The following is a 16,589-nucleotide window of genomic DNA, read 5'->3' as shown; positions in this document are numbered from 1 at the left end:
ATGGATTATGATGTACTTATATTAGGCGGAGGTATTATAGGATGTGCAGCTGCATATGAGCTTTCTAAGTACAGCCTAAATATTGCGCTTATAGAAAAGGATTATGATATTGCAGATGATGTTGCTCTTATTAATTCTGCAGTAGTTTATGATGGCATGGAATGCGATGACAGCATGATATCAAAGCTTGAAGCTATGGGCAACAGCATGTTTGATGAATTGTCTCAAAAATTTAATGTTCCATTTAAAAGGACTGGCGGTCTCCTAATTGCCGGAAATGATAAGGAAGAACAAAAGCTAATACAGTTATATGATAGGGCCGTAAAAAGAGGACTTCAAAATATACAGCTTTTAGACAGCAAAGAAGTTTATGAAATGGAGCCAAATCTAAATTCAAAAGTTACTAAAGCTTTATATTCTAAAAATATTGGAGTAGTTTGTCCATATGATTTAGCTATAGCTTATGCTGAAGTAGCTTTTGATAATGGAGTTAACTTTAAACTTGAAGAAGAAGTTTTAGATATTCAAAAGATAACACGAGGCTTTAGAGTTGAAACAAATAAAAATAAATTTACTTGTAAGATGGTTATAAACACAACTCCCGGAAAAAGCTATAGTATAGATAAAAATGAGGATAGTTTTCAAAATAGTACAGGTCATTTAAAATACTTTTTATTTGAAAGGGAGTTTAAAGGTATTTTCTCCAAGATAGTTTTTAATATAAGCGAACAGGGGGAGAGGGTTTATACTATTCCTTCAGTTCATGGAAGCGCTATAGCAGCATTGGCTACAAATGATAATATTAATTATGCTGAGGGTGTAAGCAAGGTATCAAACCTAGTTAATGGAATTAAGGATGGAGATATTACAAGTTTTTATAAATCAGCTTTTTATGATAATTTAGTACTTATAGATGACAGCTCTGTAGATAAGGGATATATTAAAATTTCAGCAAAGCATTATGCAGAAGTTACAATGACTCCATCAATTGCAAGTATAATTTGCGAGACTGTGGTAAGCAATTTTAATTGTAAGCTTAAAAAGGACTTTCATGATAAAAGAAGAGAGTTCTATAGATTTAGAGATTTATCTAATGAAGAAAGAGATCAGATAATACAGCTTGACAAAAGATATGGAAAGATTGTCTGCCTGTGTGAAAAGATTACTGAAGGAGAAATAGTAGAATCTATAAGAAGGCCCTTAGGGGCTAGAACTCTAGAAGGAGTAAAGAGAAGAACTGGAGCAACTTTAGGAAGCTGTCAGGGCTCATACTGCATGAATAAAATAGTTTCTATACTTGCTAGAGAAACTAATAAAAAGATAACTGATATAGTTAAGGATTCTAAGAATTCTCGTATTATTTTAAATAGAATAAAAGAATTTGATGGAGTGTAATATATGGAAGAAGTAAAGGACTGTGGAATCTTAACTACTTTAGTTAGAATAAAGGGAGCGAAACATAATGTAGTGCCAGTAAAGAGTACCAAACCTATAGATAAAAAGCTTTGGATTGAATGTTCAAAGGCATTAAGTAGAATTTATGTAGGTGCCCCAATTAAGGTTGGCGACTTGGTATGTAAAAATATTTTAAATACCGGTGTAGATATTGTATGCACTAAAAATGTAAGCAGGGAATAATAAAGGAGACTAAAGTCTTAAATGGGCTTTAAAGGGCAGCTTGGGAATGGAAGCAAGTAAGGTTCCAAGTGGTTTTGAACGAAAGGAGAAAAGTTATGTTAGATTTAAAAAGAATAAGAACTAATCCTGAAGAGGTAAAAGCTTTATTAGCTACAAGGGGAGAAGCATTTCCACCATTTATTGATGAAATTGTAGCTTTAGATGAAAAAAGAAGAGAAGTATTGGTCCAGGTTGAAACCTTAAAAAGTAGGAGAAATCAAGTTTCAGCTGAAATACCAAAATTAAAGAAGGCTGGACAGGATGTTGAGCCTATAATGGCTGAAATGAAAAAGGTTGGAGAAGATATAAAGGTTTTAGATGCAGACCTAGCAGAAATAGATGATAAGATCCAAAACATTCTTCTTAGAATACCTAATATTCCAAATCTAAAGGTTCCAGAAGGAAAGTCAGATGCTGACAATATTGAGATAAGAAAATGGGGAGAGCCTAATAAATTTGCTTTTGAACCAAAGGCTCATTGGGAACTAGGAACTAATTTAGATATTTTAGATTTTGACAGAGCAGGAAAAATTACTGGTTCAAGATTCACGGTATATAAAGGCTTAGGTGCAAGACTCGAAAGAGCTATAATAAATTACTACTTAAATACTCATATAGATGTAGCAGGATATACCGAAATAATGCCGCCATTTATGGTTAATAGGAAGAGTATGACTGGAACAGGACAGCTTCCAAAGTTTGAAGAGGATGCATTTAAGATTGCAAATACAGATTATTTATTAATACCTACAGCTGAGGTTCCAGTAACTAATTTATATAGTGATGAAGTATTAAATGGTACTGACTTACCAATAAAGCATGCTGCTTATAGTGCTTGCTTTAGATCAGAAGCAGGCTCGGCAGGAAGAGACACAAGAGGACTTATAAGACAACACCAATTCAATAAGGTGGAGCTTGTTAAGTTTACTAAGCCAGAACAATCTTATGAGGAATTAGAAAAGCTTACTAATGATGCAGAAAGAGTACTTCAGGGGTTAGGACTTGCTTATAGAGTAGTTAGACTTTGCAAAGGAGATTTAGGATTTTCTTCAGCAATGACCTACGATATAGAAGTTTGGATGCCAAGCTATAATAGGTATGTTGAAATATCAAGCTGTAGTAACTTTGAAGACTATCAGGCAAGAAGAGCCAATATAAGATATAAAGAAAATCCAAAGGATAAGCCTCAATATGTCCATACATTAAACGGATCAGGTGTTGCTATAGGAAGAACTGTAGCTGCTATACTTGAGAACTTCCAAAGAGAAGATGGAACAATTGAGATACCGGAAGCTTTAAGACCATATATGGGTGGAGCCGAAGTTATAAAATAATTATAAGTTCAAAAAGAACGATTGACAGGAGTAATTAATTACAGTATTTTTGGTAATACTATAATTGGCTTGTTAATTGTTCTTTTTGTTAATTTAGAAGTATTTATATATAAAAGTTACAGATAAAATTAAAAAAATCCTATTAAAAATGTTGACACTATAAAAAGCTTTTGTTATAATAAATCTTGTCGTTAGACGTGGAAAGATGGTCGAGTTGGTTTAAGGCACCGGTCTTGAAAACCGGCGTACGGGTGACCGTACCCAGGGTTCGAATCCCTGTCTTTCCGCCATTTTAATATTTTTGGAGATGTACTCAAGTGGCTCAAGAGGACGGTTTGCTAAACCGTTAGTAGGGGTAACTCTAGCATGGGTTCGAATCCCATCGTCTCCGCCATAAAAGCACCTAACTTAGTTTAGGTGTTTTTATCTAAACTCAATAATATGCGATGGTAGCTCAGTTGGATAGAGTAGCTGGCTACGAACCAGTTGGTCGGGGGTTCGAATCCTCTCCGTCGCACCATAAAATATTGAAAAAACAGGATTTGCAGAAATGCAAATCCTGTTTTTTTTATGTAATAATTAAGATAATACGAATTGAGATTAAGGGATTAGTCAGAAGCACCTTAAATAAAAGGCTAAAGTAACTATATCATATACATCTTATTGTAAAACAAATGATTATTATAAATTCTAAATCCTAATACTAATGGTTATCGATAAGAAAGCTTCGTATAATATCTTGATAAGGTTTAATACTAACTCTGAGTCAAAAAGATGACAGGGAGGAAGAAGATAGATGTTTAAACATGAAAAACAATTATTAAGAGAAGTAAAAGTTGAAAGGCCAAACCCACAGTATGCAGTATTGATGCAGGAGCAGCTTGGAGGTGCAAATGGCGAGTTAAAGGCTGCCCTTCAATACCTTTCACAAAGCTTCAGAATTAAAGATCCAGCAATTCATGATCTGTTTTTAGACATTGCTGCAGAAGAACTTAGCCATATGGAAATGGTAGCTCAGACAATAAATCTGCTTAATGGGCACGCAGTAGATTTTACAAAGACCATGGCGGGAGAAATAGAAACACATACATTAACAGGGTTGGCACCTGGGCTTATTAATTCATCGGGTCATCCATGGACTGCTGATTATGTTAACGTAACTGGAGATATAGCAGCTGATTTATTGTCAGACATAGCAGCAGAGCAAAGGGCTAAGGTAGTGTATGAATACCTTTATCGTCAAATAAATGATAAGTACGTAAAAGAAACTATAGATTTTCTATTAAATAGGGAAGAAGCTCATAATGCGTTGTTTAGAGAAGCGCTAAACAAGATTCAAAATGAAGCTTCAAATAGAGATTTTGGTGTAACGGCGGATTCAAGGCTTTATTTTGACTTATCAACACCAGGGGAATTTTTTGATTCACCAAATCCAGCGCCTCCTAGCTTCAATAATCCACGTAAGGAGACTAGACCTACGACAAAAGTTTAAGGTAATAAGATAGGGAGTATAAAGTTTGTACTCCCTATAAATATATAAAGTCATAATTAAAGCTATATAAATAACCATACTAATTTTTTGAATTTTTAAACAGAGCATTAACTATTTTTATCATATTGTGGTAAAATTATACTGTGACATTGCTTGTATTAAGAGCGGCTAATTTTATATTAAAAACAAAAAACTAATAGCTTTTATATGTTAAAAGAAATACCGGGGGGATTAAAAAATCATGAACATGTTATTTAAGTATTCAATAATAATGGGGACATGCGTTGCAGCAGCTGTTAGCCTTATGGGGTGTAGTTCTATCAAAAATGAAAATACAACGGCTATCCCTACGCTTGTTAGTCCGGTTACAGAAAAGCTTAGGACTGAACCAGCTAAAAAGGGAAGTGTCGAAAGAACAACATACAAGGCAGGTTATATTGTTCCTATTAAAAAAGTGGACATGTGTTTTAAATTTAAGGGAGGATATCTTTCAAAACTGAATGTAAAATCAGGGGATGTAGTTAAAAAAGGTCAGGTCCTTGCAGAGCTTGATACAACTGATAAGAAGAATGCAATTAAAGAAGAGGAAATAAGGCTTAAGCAGGCACAGCTGGTCTATGAGAACGCAGAACAAAGCGGGGCTTCAGAGGCACAAAAGCAAATTTACCAGTTAAATATAGATGCTGAAAAACTTAAAATGAAGCAGCTTCAGGATGATTTAAAAAGTGCAGTTTTAACTGCTGATATTTCAGGAAAAGTTATAAATGTAGCAGATGTAAAGATATCTCAGTTCATAAGTGGCTATCAGTCTCTTTTAACCATTGCAGATACGGAAGGTATACAGATTCAGTGTGATGGTAATCTGCCTGATTTTACAATAGGCAGCAAGGCAGTTATTAAAGCTGGAAGTGCAAGCTATAAAGGAGAGGTTGTTACTAATACCTATGAGCCTAATGGCAGTTCTCAAAATGGCAGAGTGGTTGTTAAATTTCTTGAGGAACCTAAGAACTTAGTTATTGGTGACGGAGTTACTGTAATTTGCACTATAGAGAAAAAAGATAATGTGGTGGTAATTCCTTATAAAGCTGTGAGAGCTGGGGAGGATGGTCATTCCTATGTAAAGATATATGAGAGTGAGGATATCGTGGAAAGATATATAGAAAAAGGCATACAGGATGGAGACAATATCGAGATTACAACTGGGATTTCAGAAGGTGAAATAGTAATTTTGAATTAACAAGGAGATATAATACTATGCTTAGTATTACTATAAAAAATGTATTTAAAAACAAGCTGCTTTATCTTTGCCTAACTGCAGGCTTTATTTTTTCAATTGCTATTGTGTGCGCTGTGCCAACTTATATTGACAGTGTACTTAATAATTATATAAGTAGCATATTTTCACAGGCGGAGAACAAACCGCTACAGGAGAATAAAAAATATATACCTCCTTCTGCTGCCTACCTATCAGTAGGCTTTAAAAGTGGAATTGATTATGAAACTTTTAATCAAGGGTACGGAAGCTTTAAATCTATGTTTTTGACAGAGGCAAAAAAGGTTCCTGTTCCTACATTGGCTGAAAAGGTGTATTTAACCTTTGACAGTATAAGGTATACGTACACAAAAGACAATAAAAGCTATGATTCTATAAACAACAAGCTTGGCTCTATATCGGATTTTAACAGTCACATCGACATTGTTAGCGGAAGGCTACCAAGTAAGGATATTTCCGCGGAAAGCGCCGTTGAAGTAATTGTAGATAAAAAAACCTTTGATAACTTCAAATTAGAACTTGATAAAACCTATGAGATACTTCATATAGAGAATGGCGCTAACCCGAAAATGAAGGTTGTAGGTATTTTTCAAACTAAGGATGCTAAAGAATCTTACTGGCTGGACAAGGATACTAATTTCTATTGCAAGTTTATGACCGAGGAAGAGGCTCTTATAAAATTGTTTCAAAGCCATAAAGGTCTTGGAAAATTTTTAAAGGGTTTAACCTTTGAGATTATATATGATTACACTAAGATTACTAATAAAAATGCAACAGCTATTTATAAGACAGCAGCGGATATTGAAAGTAGCTTTATAAAAAGAACGGGAAGCGATATAAACTTTCAAATTGCAGAAAGTCTTAAAGCTTACGCTGCTAATGAAAGGCTTTATTCTGTTGTTATGTGGATATTCTTAATACCAATAATGTTGGTTGTAATGTACTACATATGGATGATTTCAGAGCTTATTGTAGATTCAGACAAAGAACAAATTGCAGTTTTAAAAAGCAGAGGTGCAAGTCAGTTTCAAATACTAAGGCAGTATTTGTATGAAGGGTTACTTTTAAGTTCAGTAGGAATGCTTTTTGGTCCTTTGCTTGGAATAGCTTTATGCAAGGCAATAAGCTACTCGGATGGCTTTTTAGTATTCAACTCTCTTCAGGGAATAAAAATAACAACAAGCAGCAAAGTGTATATTTATGCTCTGATTACGGTTATAGGTTTATTAGCTACCTTGTTAATCTCAGTATTCTTTGCAGCGCAAAAATCAATAGTTGAAGTAAGGCAAAGCAAAAATAGATATTTAAATATGCTTATCAAGAATAAGTATATGGATTTAATTTTGCTGGCTGTGGCTTTATACGGTTACTACAACTACAATGTAAATAAAAATATACCATCTTTAACAGGTATAAAAACAGACAGGCCTCCTTTAGATCCTCTATTGTATTTTCTATCTACAATCTTTATTGTGGGTGTTGGACTTTTCATGCTTAGAATCTACAAATATATAATGAAACTTATTTTTAAGCTTGGAAAAAACAAGTATTTTACGGCTTTGTATGTTTCAATAATTAATGTTATGAGATATCACCTTAAAAAAAGTACTGCAATGCTCTTTATTATTATAACTACTGCAATAGCGATATTTAACATGCATATTGCCAAAGATATTAATACTTCCTATATAAATACAGTAAAATACCCAACAGGTACAGATATTATTATAAAGGGGCAGTGGGATAAGGTTACCTACGAAGTAGATGAAGAGGATGTAAAGGCTCTGCCAAATACAAAATCTAAGGATACTTCACAAGTCAGTGCATATATAGAACCTTCTTACAATCAATATTCGAAAATAGAAGGTATTGAAGCTTATACTAAGGTTTTTAGGGATGAAGAAGGCCAAGCCTCCCTAAACAGCAATATAAATAATAAGACGACTATTATGGGAATAATACCACATGAATTTGGAGGTGCCGCTTATTTTGACAGCAGCCTTCTTAAAACTCACTGGTACAATTATTTAAATAAAATGACTCAAAAAACAAATTATATTTTAGTATCAAGAAACTTAAGTTCTTCTGCTGGAATAAAAACAGGAGACACGGTTTACTACAATGCTAAGGGTTCACTAATGCTTAAAGGAACTGTACTTGATGTTATAGATTATTGGCCAGGCTTGAGTGATATGCAGAATCAAAATATTCTCATTGCTAACTTTAATTATATTTTCTCTAAAATTCAAATGAAGCCTTATGAAGTATGGCTTAAGAAAAAGCCTGAGGTCTCAAATCAGTTTGTATACAATTCTATAAAAAACAATAATATAGCAATAGCAGAATTAAAAGATTTAACTATAGAAACCTTTAAAGCTAAGAGTGATATTTTTCTTAAGGGTACAAACTCTGTGCTTAATTTAGGTTTTTTATCAATAGGTGCAATAACAGTTCTAGGATTTCTTGTTTATTGGGTATTGTCTTTGAAAGCGCGTACTCTAAGCTTTGGAATATACAGATCCTTAGGAATTTCTTCAAAAGTCGTAACCCTAATTCTTATACTGGAACAGTTTTTTACCTTAGGGGCATCGATTCTGGCTGGAGTCATTGCAGGTAATTTAGCAGGAAATATGTTTATTCCTCTTATCAAGAAACTCTGGTATGAGAACAAATATGTTATACCTGCAAGAAACCTTCATTACATAATGGAATATCTGCAGCTTGGAGCAGTATTTACTTTAGTGTTTATAGCTTCCTTTGTGGTTTTAGCAAGGTATATGAGAAAGCTAAAAGTAAATCAAGCAGTGAAGCTAGGGGAGGATTAATGTGAGACAGGTAATTAGGACAGAAGGAGTCTCAAGAGACTTTTATGTGGGAAGAGAACCTATACATGCTTTAAAAAATATTTCCGTAGGCTTCGAAGAAGGGACTTTGACCATACTTAAAGGGCGTTCGGGCTCAGGAAAGACCACACTTTTAAACTTGCTTGGGCTTATAGATAAACCTACTGAAGGCAGTATTACACTGTTAGACAGAGAAATAAGCAGTATGAGTGAAACTGAAAAAAACAGCATAAGGCAGAAGGAATTTGGTTTTGTTTTTCAATCAGGTGCATTAATCCCAAATATGACGGTGTATGAAAATGTTGAATTGGTTTTAAGGCTTGCAAAGCTTCCAGAAAAGGAAAGAAAAAATAGAGTGCTTCAGTGCATAGAGGCAGTTGGACTTTCAAAGAAAACAAATCATTATCCTGAGGAGCTATCGGGTGGGGAGATGCAGAGAGCAGGAATTGCAAGAGCCATAGCTCACAGACCTAAAATTATGCTTGTGGATGAGCCTACATCTTCACTGGATTACAATACGGGGCTTTTAGTGGTGAAGCTTTTTAAGGAACTTATTGCAAGGGAAGGAACCACAATTATAATGACTACCCATGACCCAAAGCTGATTCCAATAGCTGATTATATGTACAGTCTTAAAGATGGGGAGATTATAAATGAATAAAAGTATTATAGAATGTGATAATTTATATAAAATATATAAGTCTGAGGATATAGAGGTTTTTGCTCTTTCTGGACTGGATTTAACAGTAGAGGAAGGAGAACTTTTAGCTATTATAGGGAGCAGTGGCAGCGGAAAGTCCACCCTTTTAAATATGCTTGGCGGACTTGATAAGCCCACTACGGGAAAGCTTTTTATAAATGGAATAGACATGATGACACTAAACAAAAAGCAGATGAGGGAATACAAAAGAGATGTGGTAGGTTTTGTATGGCAGAATAACGCTAGAAACCTCTTAGCCCATTTGACAGCTCTTGAAAATATAGAAATGGTTATGAGTTTTTCAAAAAAGCAAAAGGATAAAAGGAAAAGAGCCTTGGAACTTTTAGAGCAGGTTGAGATGTCTCATAGGAAAAATAATAGAGTTAGAGAACTTTCAGGAGGAGAACAACAAAGGGTTGCTATAGCTATAGCTCTTGCCAACAATCCTAAAATACTCCTTGCAGACGAACCTACAGGCTCTGTAGACAGCAAAACCAGTTCCTCAATTTTGGAATTGTTTAGCCGCTTAAACAAAGTTCTAAATTTAACTATAATCATTGTGACACATGACATGCAGGTTGCTCACAAAGTAGAAAGAGTTGTTTCTATAAGCGAAGGAAGGATTTCCAAGGAGCTTATAGCTAGAGAGAGTTACGATAAGGCTTTGAGTACTATGGAAGAGCTTTACACGGATATAAATGAAGGAGATACTCATGAAGAATTTCTTGTGGTTGACAGGCATGGAAGAGTTCAGCTTCCTTCACAGTTTCTAGGTAGAATTAAAGCAGGCAAAAAGATTAAAGCGAGGATTGATGAGGATAGCATAATACTTCATAGTTAAAATAAGAATAAGTCCATGGATATTTTAATTAATTTATCCAGGGGCTTATTTTTATTTGTTATGATTATTAAGTTGCTATAGTAATTTATGCTAAATCAATATAAATACAATAACCTCAAACATGTTTGCGGTAAAATGTGAGAATGTACTAATCCATGCATTTTTTGTTTTATGAAAGATTACACCATATAAAATACTATTGATAAAGGTAAATATAAGGCCATAAACTACTATAATAGTATTTCCTGCTTTATAGTGTCCTAAAGTAAATAATAAAGATGAAAATAGGAGCGTAGGTATAATGGGTAAGATTTTGGTTAGTTGGTTTTGAAAGAAAGCTCTCCATGCAATCTCCTCACCTAAAGCAAATACAAAAAACAAAATTACAGAAGATACGCTTAGTTCAACTGGCACAAAGGCGCCTGCTCTTGCGGTTTCATACTCAATATATTGAGGTAAAAATAATTTTGAGATTATAACACAAACTGCATCTGTAACTATTGGTAGTACAAGCCAGATCCAAATTTTTCTGTCTTTTAAGTTAGCTCCTATTGCCTTTAAGTCAAGTCCGCTGCCTTTCATGGGCTGCTTTTCAATAGCTTTATTGATAAAGAAAAATGCAACCCCTATGAAGATACATGCTGATGAAATGTTTAGTCCAAATAGATTAGAAAAGGATAGAGTCGCCATTAAGGCTATTATTATTAATGGCAGTGTTTTAATATTTTTCATATCTTCCCCCCATAAAATAAATTATTTTTGATATATATTAAAGATAATAAAATAAGTAACTATGCTAAAATATATGAAATTTTGCAAATTAACTATTACAAAGTTACTTTTTTCTGCTATATCAATAGCCTAATTTAATTATACAGAATGTATATATTTGTTACAACAATTTCCAGGGACTTCTGTATAAATAGAACTAAGAGTATTAATATATTGCCAATGTATGATATCAACACAAGAACAAGGATTGTGTCATACTTGTTATACAAATCATATACTAAATCAAAGTATGTAAAAAGGTGGTCAAGTCTGTTGATTATCCATGTTGTAAAACCCGGTGAATCACTTTATACAATTTCTCGTTTATATAATGTTTCCTTAGATAAAATTGCTTCAGATAATGAGCTTGCAAACCCAAGCAGGCTTGTGGTAGGTCAAACATTGGTTATCCTTGAGGGCATAAGAAGGCATACAGTTTCAACAGGTCAAAGCTTCTATTCCATTGCTATTACCTATGGGCTGACTGTTGGCGAACTTGCAGCAGCAAATCCTCAAGTTTCAAACCCTTCACTTATATATCCGGGGCAGATATTAAATATTCCTCCTAGAACGCGAAAATTAGGAACTATAGAAGTAAATGGTTATGCTTTTCCTAATATAAGTATGGAGGTTTTGAGAAAGACCCTGCCTTATCTAACTTATCTTAGTATCTTTAGCCATGAGGTAAAGGAAGATGGTACCTTAAGAGAAATAAATGATACTCCACTTATTGAGGCAGCAAGACAGGCTAAGGTAGCACCACTTTTAGTTATAACTAATCTTCTTCCAGGAGGAGGCTTTAGCAGCGATTTAGCTCGTACAATACTAACAAGCGAGCAGCTTCAAGATACTCTTTTAAATAATGTTGCTCAGATTTTAAGAGCAAAGAATTACTATGGACTTGATATAGATTTTGAATATATCTATCCCGAAAATAGAGAGAATTATAATAACTTTGTTAGAAAGGCTATAAGTAAGCTAAGGCCTTTAGGTTACTCTGTAACTACTGCTCTTGCCCCTAAGCTTTCAGCAGAACAAAGAGGGTTATTATATGAAGCTCATGACTATCTTGTTCATGGTCAACTTGCATCCCATGTTATACTCATGACATATGAATGGGGCTATACCTTTGGGCCGCCTATGGCAGTTGCTCCTCTTAACGCTGTGAGAAGAATTTTAGACTATGCTGTTACTGCTATACCAAGAGATAAGATTTTAATGGGAATACCAAACTATGGCTATGATTGGACACTTCCATATCAAAGAGGTTCTAGAGCAGTTACTTTAGGCAACGTAGGAGCAGTAGACCTTGCAGCAAGAGTAGGAGCTCAAATCAAATATGATGAATTGTCACAGGCTCCATATTATAATTATTATGATGAGAGTGAAAAACAGCATGTTGTATGGTTTGAGGATGCTAGAAGCATCGAAGCGAAGCTTAGATTGGCTAAGGAATTTAGACTTAGCGGTGTAAGCTACTGGACTATAGGAAGATACTTCCCTCAAAATTGGCTGGTTTTAAGTTCATTGCATGATGTTAGAAAAGTAATCTAGTAAAAAGGCTTGTAGGCTATTGCTTGCAAGTCTTTTTTTACGAAGTAAACAATTTAAATATTAATAACTTCATACAATTTTTACAAACTATTGAAATTTGTATTATAAAATTGTAAAATTAACAATGAAAGTTAAAGTTTTGACAATAATATTTACTGAAAGAAGGCGAAGCTTAGTGGCGTACAAAAGTCTCCAGGAGTTTGTAAAGCTGTTGGAAGAGAAAAAACTTTTAAAAAGAATCAGCACCAAGGTAAGCAGTGATTTAGAGATTACCGAGATCACAGATAGGATTTCAAAGGCTTATGGACCTGCACTGCTGTTTGAGAATGTGGAGGGTTCTGAATATCCAGTGTTAATTAATGCTTATGGAACTTATGAAAGACTTAATCTTGCATTAGAAGTAGACAATATAGATGAAATCGCACAAGATATTGAGAAGCTTATTGACATGTCGAGCTATCTCGGAATACTTAATAAAATTAAAGCTGTTCCAAAGGTTGCAAGGCTGGCTACAGTTTTTCCAAGAAAAGTTGAAAGAGCTGCTTGTCAAGAGGTTGTTGAAGATAATCCAGATCTCTCAAAGCTTCCAATATTAAAATGCTGGCCAGAGGATGGAGGTAAATTTATAACTTTGCCTTTAGTTATTACAAAGGATCCTGAAACAGGGATTCAAAACATGGGAATGTACAGGCTTCAGGTGTTTGATAAAAATACTACCGGAATGCACTGGCACTTACATAAGGATGGAAGAGAGATATATGAAAAGTATAGAAAGCTCGGAGGTAAAATGCCTGTATCTGTTGCAATAGGTACTGATCCAGCAACAACCTATGCGGCTACAGCTCCACTTCCGAAAGAAATAGATGAAATGATGTTTTCAGGCTTTTTAAGGAAATGGCCTCTAGAAATAGTAAAGTCAAAAACAAACGATATATACGTTCCAGCAAATGCTGAATTTATATTGGAAGGTTATGTGGATGTTAACGAAGAATTAAGAATAGAGGGACCTTTTGGAGATCATACAGGTTACTACTCTTTAGCAGATAAGTATCCAGTATTCCATGTAACCTGCATAACACATAAGAAAAATCCTATATATCCAACAACTATAGTTGGAAAACCGCCGATGGAGGACTGCTACTTGGGAAAGGCAACAGAGAGAATATTCTTGCCTCTTCTAAAGCTACAGCTTCCAGAAATAATAGATATGAATTTTCCTCTTGAAGGTGTTTTTCACAATTGCGTTATAGTATCCATTAAAAAGAGATATCCTGGACATGCGAAGAAGGTTATGCATGCACTCTGGGGCATGGGACAAATGATGTATACAAAGATGATTATTGTGGTGGATGAAAATATAAGTCCTCAAGACCTTTCCACAGTTGCTTGGAAGGTATTTAATAATATCGATGCAAAGAGAGATGTGGTTATAGTAGAAGGTCCGCTAGATGCTTTAGACCATGCTTCAAACCTCCCACACTATGGACATAAGATGGGAATAGATGCTACAAAGAAATGGCCAAGTGAAGGACACACAAGAGAATGGCCAAATGATATTGAAATGACAGAGGACATAAAGGATATGGTCAGCAGGAGGTGGGCTGAATATGGTTTTGAGCAAGATTAAAACCTATGGAAATCTTGTTATGTTCTCACATACAATTTTTTCACTTCCTTTTGCTTTTGTTTCAATGCTCATTGCTGCAAATGGAATGCCAAGTTTTAGAGTTTTCTTTTGGATTGCAATGGCGTTTTTAGGTGCAAGAACAGGAGCAAATGCTATAAATAGGCTTATAGATAAGGATATAGATGCTAAAAATCCAAGAACAGCTAATAGACATATGCCTCGTGGAGCTGTGAAAATCAAAGAGGTAATCATGCTTGTTGTAATCTCCTTCGCACTTTTAGCTTTGTCGGCTTTTATGCTGAATCCCCTTTGTGCAGCATTACTTCCAGTTGCTATATTTCTTTTTATTCTTTACTCTTATACAAAAAGATTTACATGGGCTTGCCACATTGTGCTTGGAATAATAAGTGGCGGTGCACCAGTAGGAGCTTGGATAGCGGTAACAGGAAAAATAAGCTGGATTTCTTTGGTGCTTGGAGCTGCAAATGCTCTTTGGGTTGCAGGGTTTGATATAATCTATGGGTCTCAGGATGTGGATTTTGATAGAAAGGAAGGCCTGTTTTCTATACCAGCAGTTTTTGGAATAGAAAATGCTCTAATAATATCCTCACTGTTTCATGCGGCCGCTGTGACAATTTTAATCTATATATACTTTATCGCTCATATGAGTTGGCTTTTTCTTATAGGGATAGCTATAGTATCAATACTACTAGTTATTGAACACAAAATGGTTTCACCAACTAATTTAACAAACGTAAATATAGCTTCTTATGGAATAAATCAAATTGTAAGCATAGTTTTCTTAGTATTTAGTGTTGCAGATATATTTTTAATGAGGTGAGGACTTGGGTAAATACATAGTAGGAATTACAGGAGCAAGTGGAAGTATATATGGAATTAGACTTATAGAAGAATTACTGAGAAGTAGCAATGAAGTACATGTTATAGTTACAGACTCAGGCAAAAAGGTTATGGAGTATGAAACAGAATATGATATGGATGGCGTGTTAAGGAAAATAGAAGAGCATAAAGACAGAATAAAAATTCATAACATAGACAATCTGTTTGCAGCAACGGCAAGTGGTTCCTTTAAAACGGATGGCATGATAATAATGCCTTGCTCAATGTCTACCCTTGGAGAGATTGCAAACGGAGTTTCGAAGAATCTTTTGGGAAGGTCTGCAGATGTGTGCCTTAAGGAAAGAAGAAAATTGATTGTAGTACCAAGAGAAACTCCTTTTGGAACAATTCATTTAAGAAATATGCTAAGCTTAAGTGAGGCAGGGGCAGTAATTCTTCCCGCTATGCCTGGCTTTTATCACAAGCCTCAAAGCCTTAATGATGCAATTGATTTTGTAGTCGGCAAGGTGCTAGATGCTTTAGATATAGAAAATAATCTATTTAAAAAATGGGGACATGACGAGTATTAGTTTTGCCCCAATACTTTATAAACAAATGCTTAAAAAATAAACATAAAATATATATATTAATTGATAGAAAGAGGGAATTAGTTATGAAAAAATCACTAGTTTGCTTATTAGCAGCATTAAATATATTTACTTTTGCAGCCTGCTCCAAGGGAGCTAATACTCAGCCAGCAGCAAATACACAAAAAGAGGAGCCAAAGAAGACAATAACAATAGGAGTTCTTCCAGACACAGATTCTGTGCCTTTTGTAATAGCAGATAAGCAAGGATACTTTAAAAATGCTGGAGTAGATGTAAAGATAGAGCAGTTTAAAAGTGCAAAGGATAGAGACAGTGCTTTTCAAAGTGGAAAGCTTGACGGAGTTATAACAGATGTACTAGCAGTTGCTTTTGCTAAAGAAGGTGGCTTTGATGTAAAAATAACCTCAAAGACAGACGGAAACTACAAGCTTCTTGCAGGAAAGCAATCTGGAATAGATAGCTTGGAAAAGCTTAAGGGAAAAAGCGTTGCAATTTCACAAAACACTCTTATAGAATATGCTACAGATAAATTAGCTCAATCAGCTAACTTTACTGATAAGGATATTAAAAAAGAAATAGTTCCACAAATTCCAACAAGGCTTGAAATGCTTCAAAATGGGAAGGTAGATACAGCAACTTTACCTGAGCCAATGGCAAGCCTTGCAGTTAAAAATGGAGCAGTGGTTATAGACAGCACTGATAAGCATGGTATAAATCCAGGGGTTATGGCATTTACTTCAAAAGCTATAAAGGAAAGCTCAAAGGAAATAAAGGCTGTGTACAAGGCGTACAATGATGCTGTAGATTATTTAAATAAAGAGCCTGTAGCAAGCTTTGCAGACCTTTTAGTTAAGGAAGTTGGCTTCCCAGAGGATATGAAGAATTCCATAGTTCTTCCAAAATACACAAAAGCTCAAATGTCAAAGGAAAAGGATGTAACAGAGGTTTTAGACTGGATGAAGAGCAAGAACTTAATCAAAAACAGCTACACCTTTAAGGATTTAATAAGCGAAGAGTTCGTAAAATAAA

General features: G+C 34.7%; 13 protein-coding genes, 3 tRNA genes and 1 pseudogene. 16 read left to right on the top strand and 1 reads right to left on the bottom strand.

The genetic code is table 11. From position 1 onward, the window contains the following. From NBE98_RS13460 to NBE98_RS13410, 11 genes and pseudogenes are all read left to right on the top strand, one after another. Positions 1–1,395, top strand: coding sequence for an NAD(P)/FAD-dependent oxidoreductase (locus NBE98_RS13460; RefSeq protein WP_250815490.1), 1,395 nt, complete (start codon positions 1–3; stop codon positions 1,393–1,395). Continuing rightward, positions 1,396–1,638: pseudogene (locus tag NBE98_RS13455) on the top strand (DUF1667 domain-containing protein); the annotation flags it as partial. A gap of 95 nt (positions 1,639–1,733) precedes the next feature. Further along, on the top strand, positions 1,734–3,011 hold the full coding sequence (gene serS / locus NBE98_RS13450) for a serine--tRNA ligase (protein ID WP_250815488.1): 1,278 nt from the start codon (positions 1,734–1,736) through the stop codon (positions 3,009–3,011). A 199-nt stretch (positions 3,012–3,210) separates the two neighbouring features. Then, positions 3,211–3,301: transfer RNA gene (locus NBE98_RS13445), tRNA-Ser, on the top strand. A 13-nt stretch (positions 3,302–3,314) separates the two neighbouring features. Further along, positions 3,315–3,405 (top strand) — tRNA-Ser (locus NBE98_RS13440). A gap of 49 nt (positions 3,406–3,454) precedes the next feature. Beyond that, a tRNA-Arg gene (locus NBE98_RS13435) sits at positions 3,455–3,531 on the top strand. Between the two features lie 276 nt (positions 3,532–3,807). After that, positions 3,808–4,503, top strand: a complete 696-nt coding sequence (locus NBE98_RS13430) for a manganese catalase family protein (protein ID WP_250815487.1) — start codon at positions 3,808–3,810, stop codon at positions 4,501–4,503. 241 nt (positions 4,504–4,744) lie between these two features. Then, positions 4,745–5,740: an efflux RND transporter periplasmic adaptor subunit gene (locus NBE98_RS13425; protein ID WP_250815486.1), complete on the top strand. Its 996-nt coding sequence runs from the start codon at positions 4,745–4,747 to the stop codon at positions 5,738–5,740. A 17-nt stretch (positions 5,741–5,757) separates the two neighbouring features. Next, a complete protein-coding gene (locus tag NBE98_RS13420; RefSeq protein ID WP_250815485.1) occupies positions 5,758–8,601 on the top strand; it encodes an ABC transporter permease in 2,844 nt (947 codons plus the stop codon). Between the two features lies 1 nt (position 8,602). Further along, positions 8,603–9,280 (top strand): ABC transporter ATP-binding protein, encoded by a 678-nt coding sequence (locus tag NBE98_RS13415; RefSeq protein WP_250815484.1) that lies wholly within the window; start codon positions 8,603–8,605, stop codon positions 9,278–9,280. Continuing rightward, the gene (locus tag NBE98_RS13410) at positions 9,273–10,160 is read left to right on the top strand and encodes an ABC transporter ATP-binding protein (protein WP_250815483.1); all 888 of its coding nucleotides are present in this window, start codon (positions 9,273–9,275) and stop codon (positions 10,158–10,160) included. Before NBE98_RS13415 ends, NBE98_RS13410 begins: the two co-directional genes overlap by 8 nt. Before the next feature lie 90 nt (positions 10,161–10,250). On the opposite strand, the gene NBE98_RS13405 is transcribed toward NBE98_RS13410, so the two are convergent. Next, a complete protein-coding gene (locus NBE98_RS13405) occupies positions 10,251–10,892 on the bottom strand; it encodes a CPBP family intramembrane glutamic endopeptidase (RefSeq protein ID WP_250815482.1) in 642 nt (213 codons plus the stop codon). A 312-nt stretch (positions 10,893–11,204) separates the two neighbouring features. Between NBE98_RS13405 and NBE98_RS13400 the strand changes: the two genes are divergently transcribed. The 5 genes from NBE98_RS13400 (at position 11,205) to NBE98_RS13380 (ending at position 16,588) form a co-directional block, all read left to right on the top strand. Continuing rightward, positions 11,205–12,485: a LysM peptidoglycan-binding domain-containing protein gene (locus NBE98_RS13400; RefSeq protein ID WP_250815481.1), complete on the top strand. Its 1,281-nt coding sequence runs from the start codon at positions 11,205–11,207 to the stop codon at positions 12,483–12,485. A 175-nt stretch (positions 12,486–12,660) separates the two neighbouring features. After that, positions 12,661–14,112 carry a menaquinone biosynthesis decarboxylase gene (locus tag NBE98_RS13395; protein WP_250815480.1) on the top strand — a complete coding sequence of 484 codons (1,452 nt, stop codon included), beginning with the start codon at positions 12,661–12,663 and terminating at the stop codon, positions 14,110–14,112. Beyond that, on the top strand, positions 14,093–14,953 hold the full coding sequence (locus tag NBE98_RS13390; protein ID WP_250815479.1) for a UbiA-like polyprenyltransferase: 861 nt from the start codon (positions 14,093–14,095) through the stop codon (positions 14,951–14,953). Before NBE98_RS13395 ends, NBE98_RS13390 begins: the two co-directional genes overlap by 20 nt. A 4-nt stretch (positions 14,954–14,957) precedes the next feature. Further along, positions 14,958–15,542, top strand: a complete 585-nt coding sequence (locus NBE98_RS13385; protein ID WP_250815478.1) for a UbiX family flavin prenyltransferase — start codon at positions 14,958–14,960, stop codon at positions 15,540–15,542. A gap of 83 nt (positions 15,543–15,625) precedes the next feature. Next, positions 15,626–16,588: an ABC transporter substrate-binding protein gene (locus tag NBE98_RS13380; RefSeq protein WP_250815477.1), complete on the top strand. Its 963-nt coding sequence runs from the start codon at positions 15,626–15,628 to the stop codon at positions 16,586–16,588. The last annotated feature ends 1 nt before the right edge of the window (position 16,589 follow it).

The organism is Clostridium swellfunianum, from assembly GCF_023656515.1.
GTDB classification, from domain to species: Bacteria; Bacillota; Clostridia; order Clostridiales; family Clostridiaceae; genus Clostridium_AT; species Clostridium_AT swellfunianum.
Note: the sequence above shows the minus strand (reverse complement) of the source record. Positions and strands in the feature narration are given on the sequence as shown.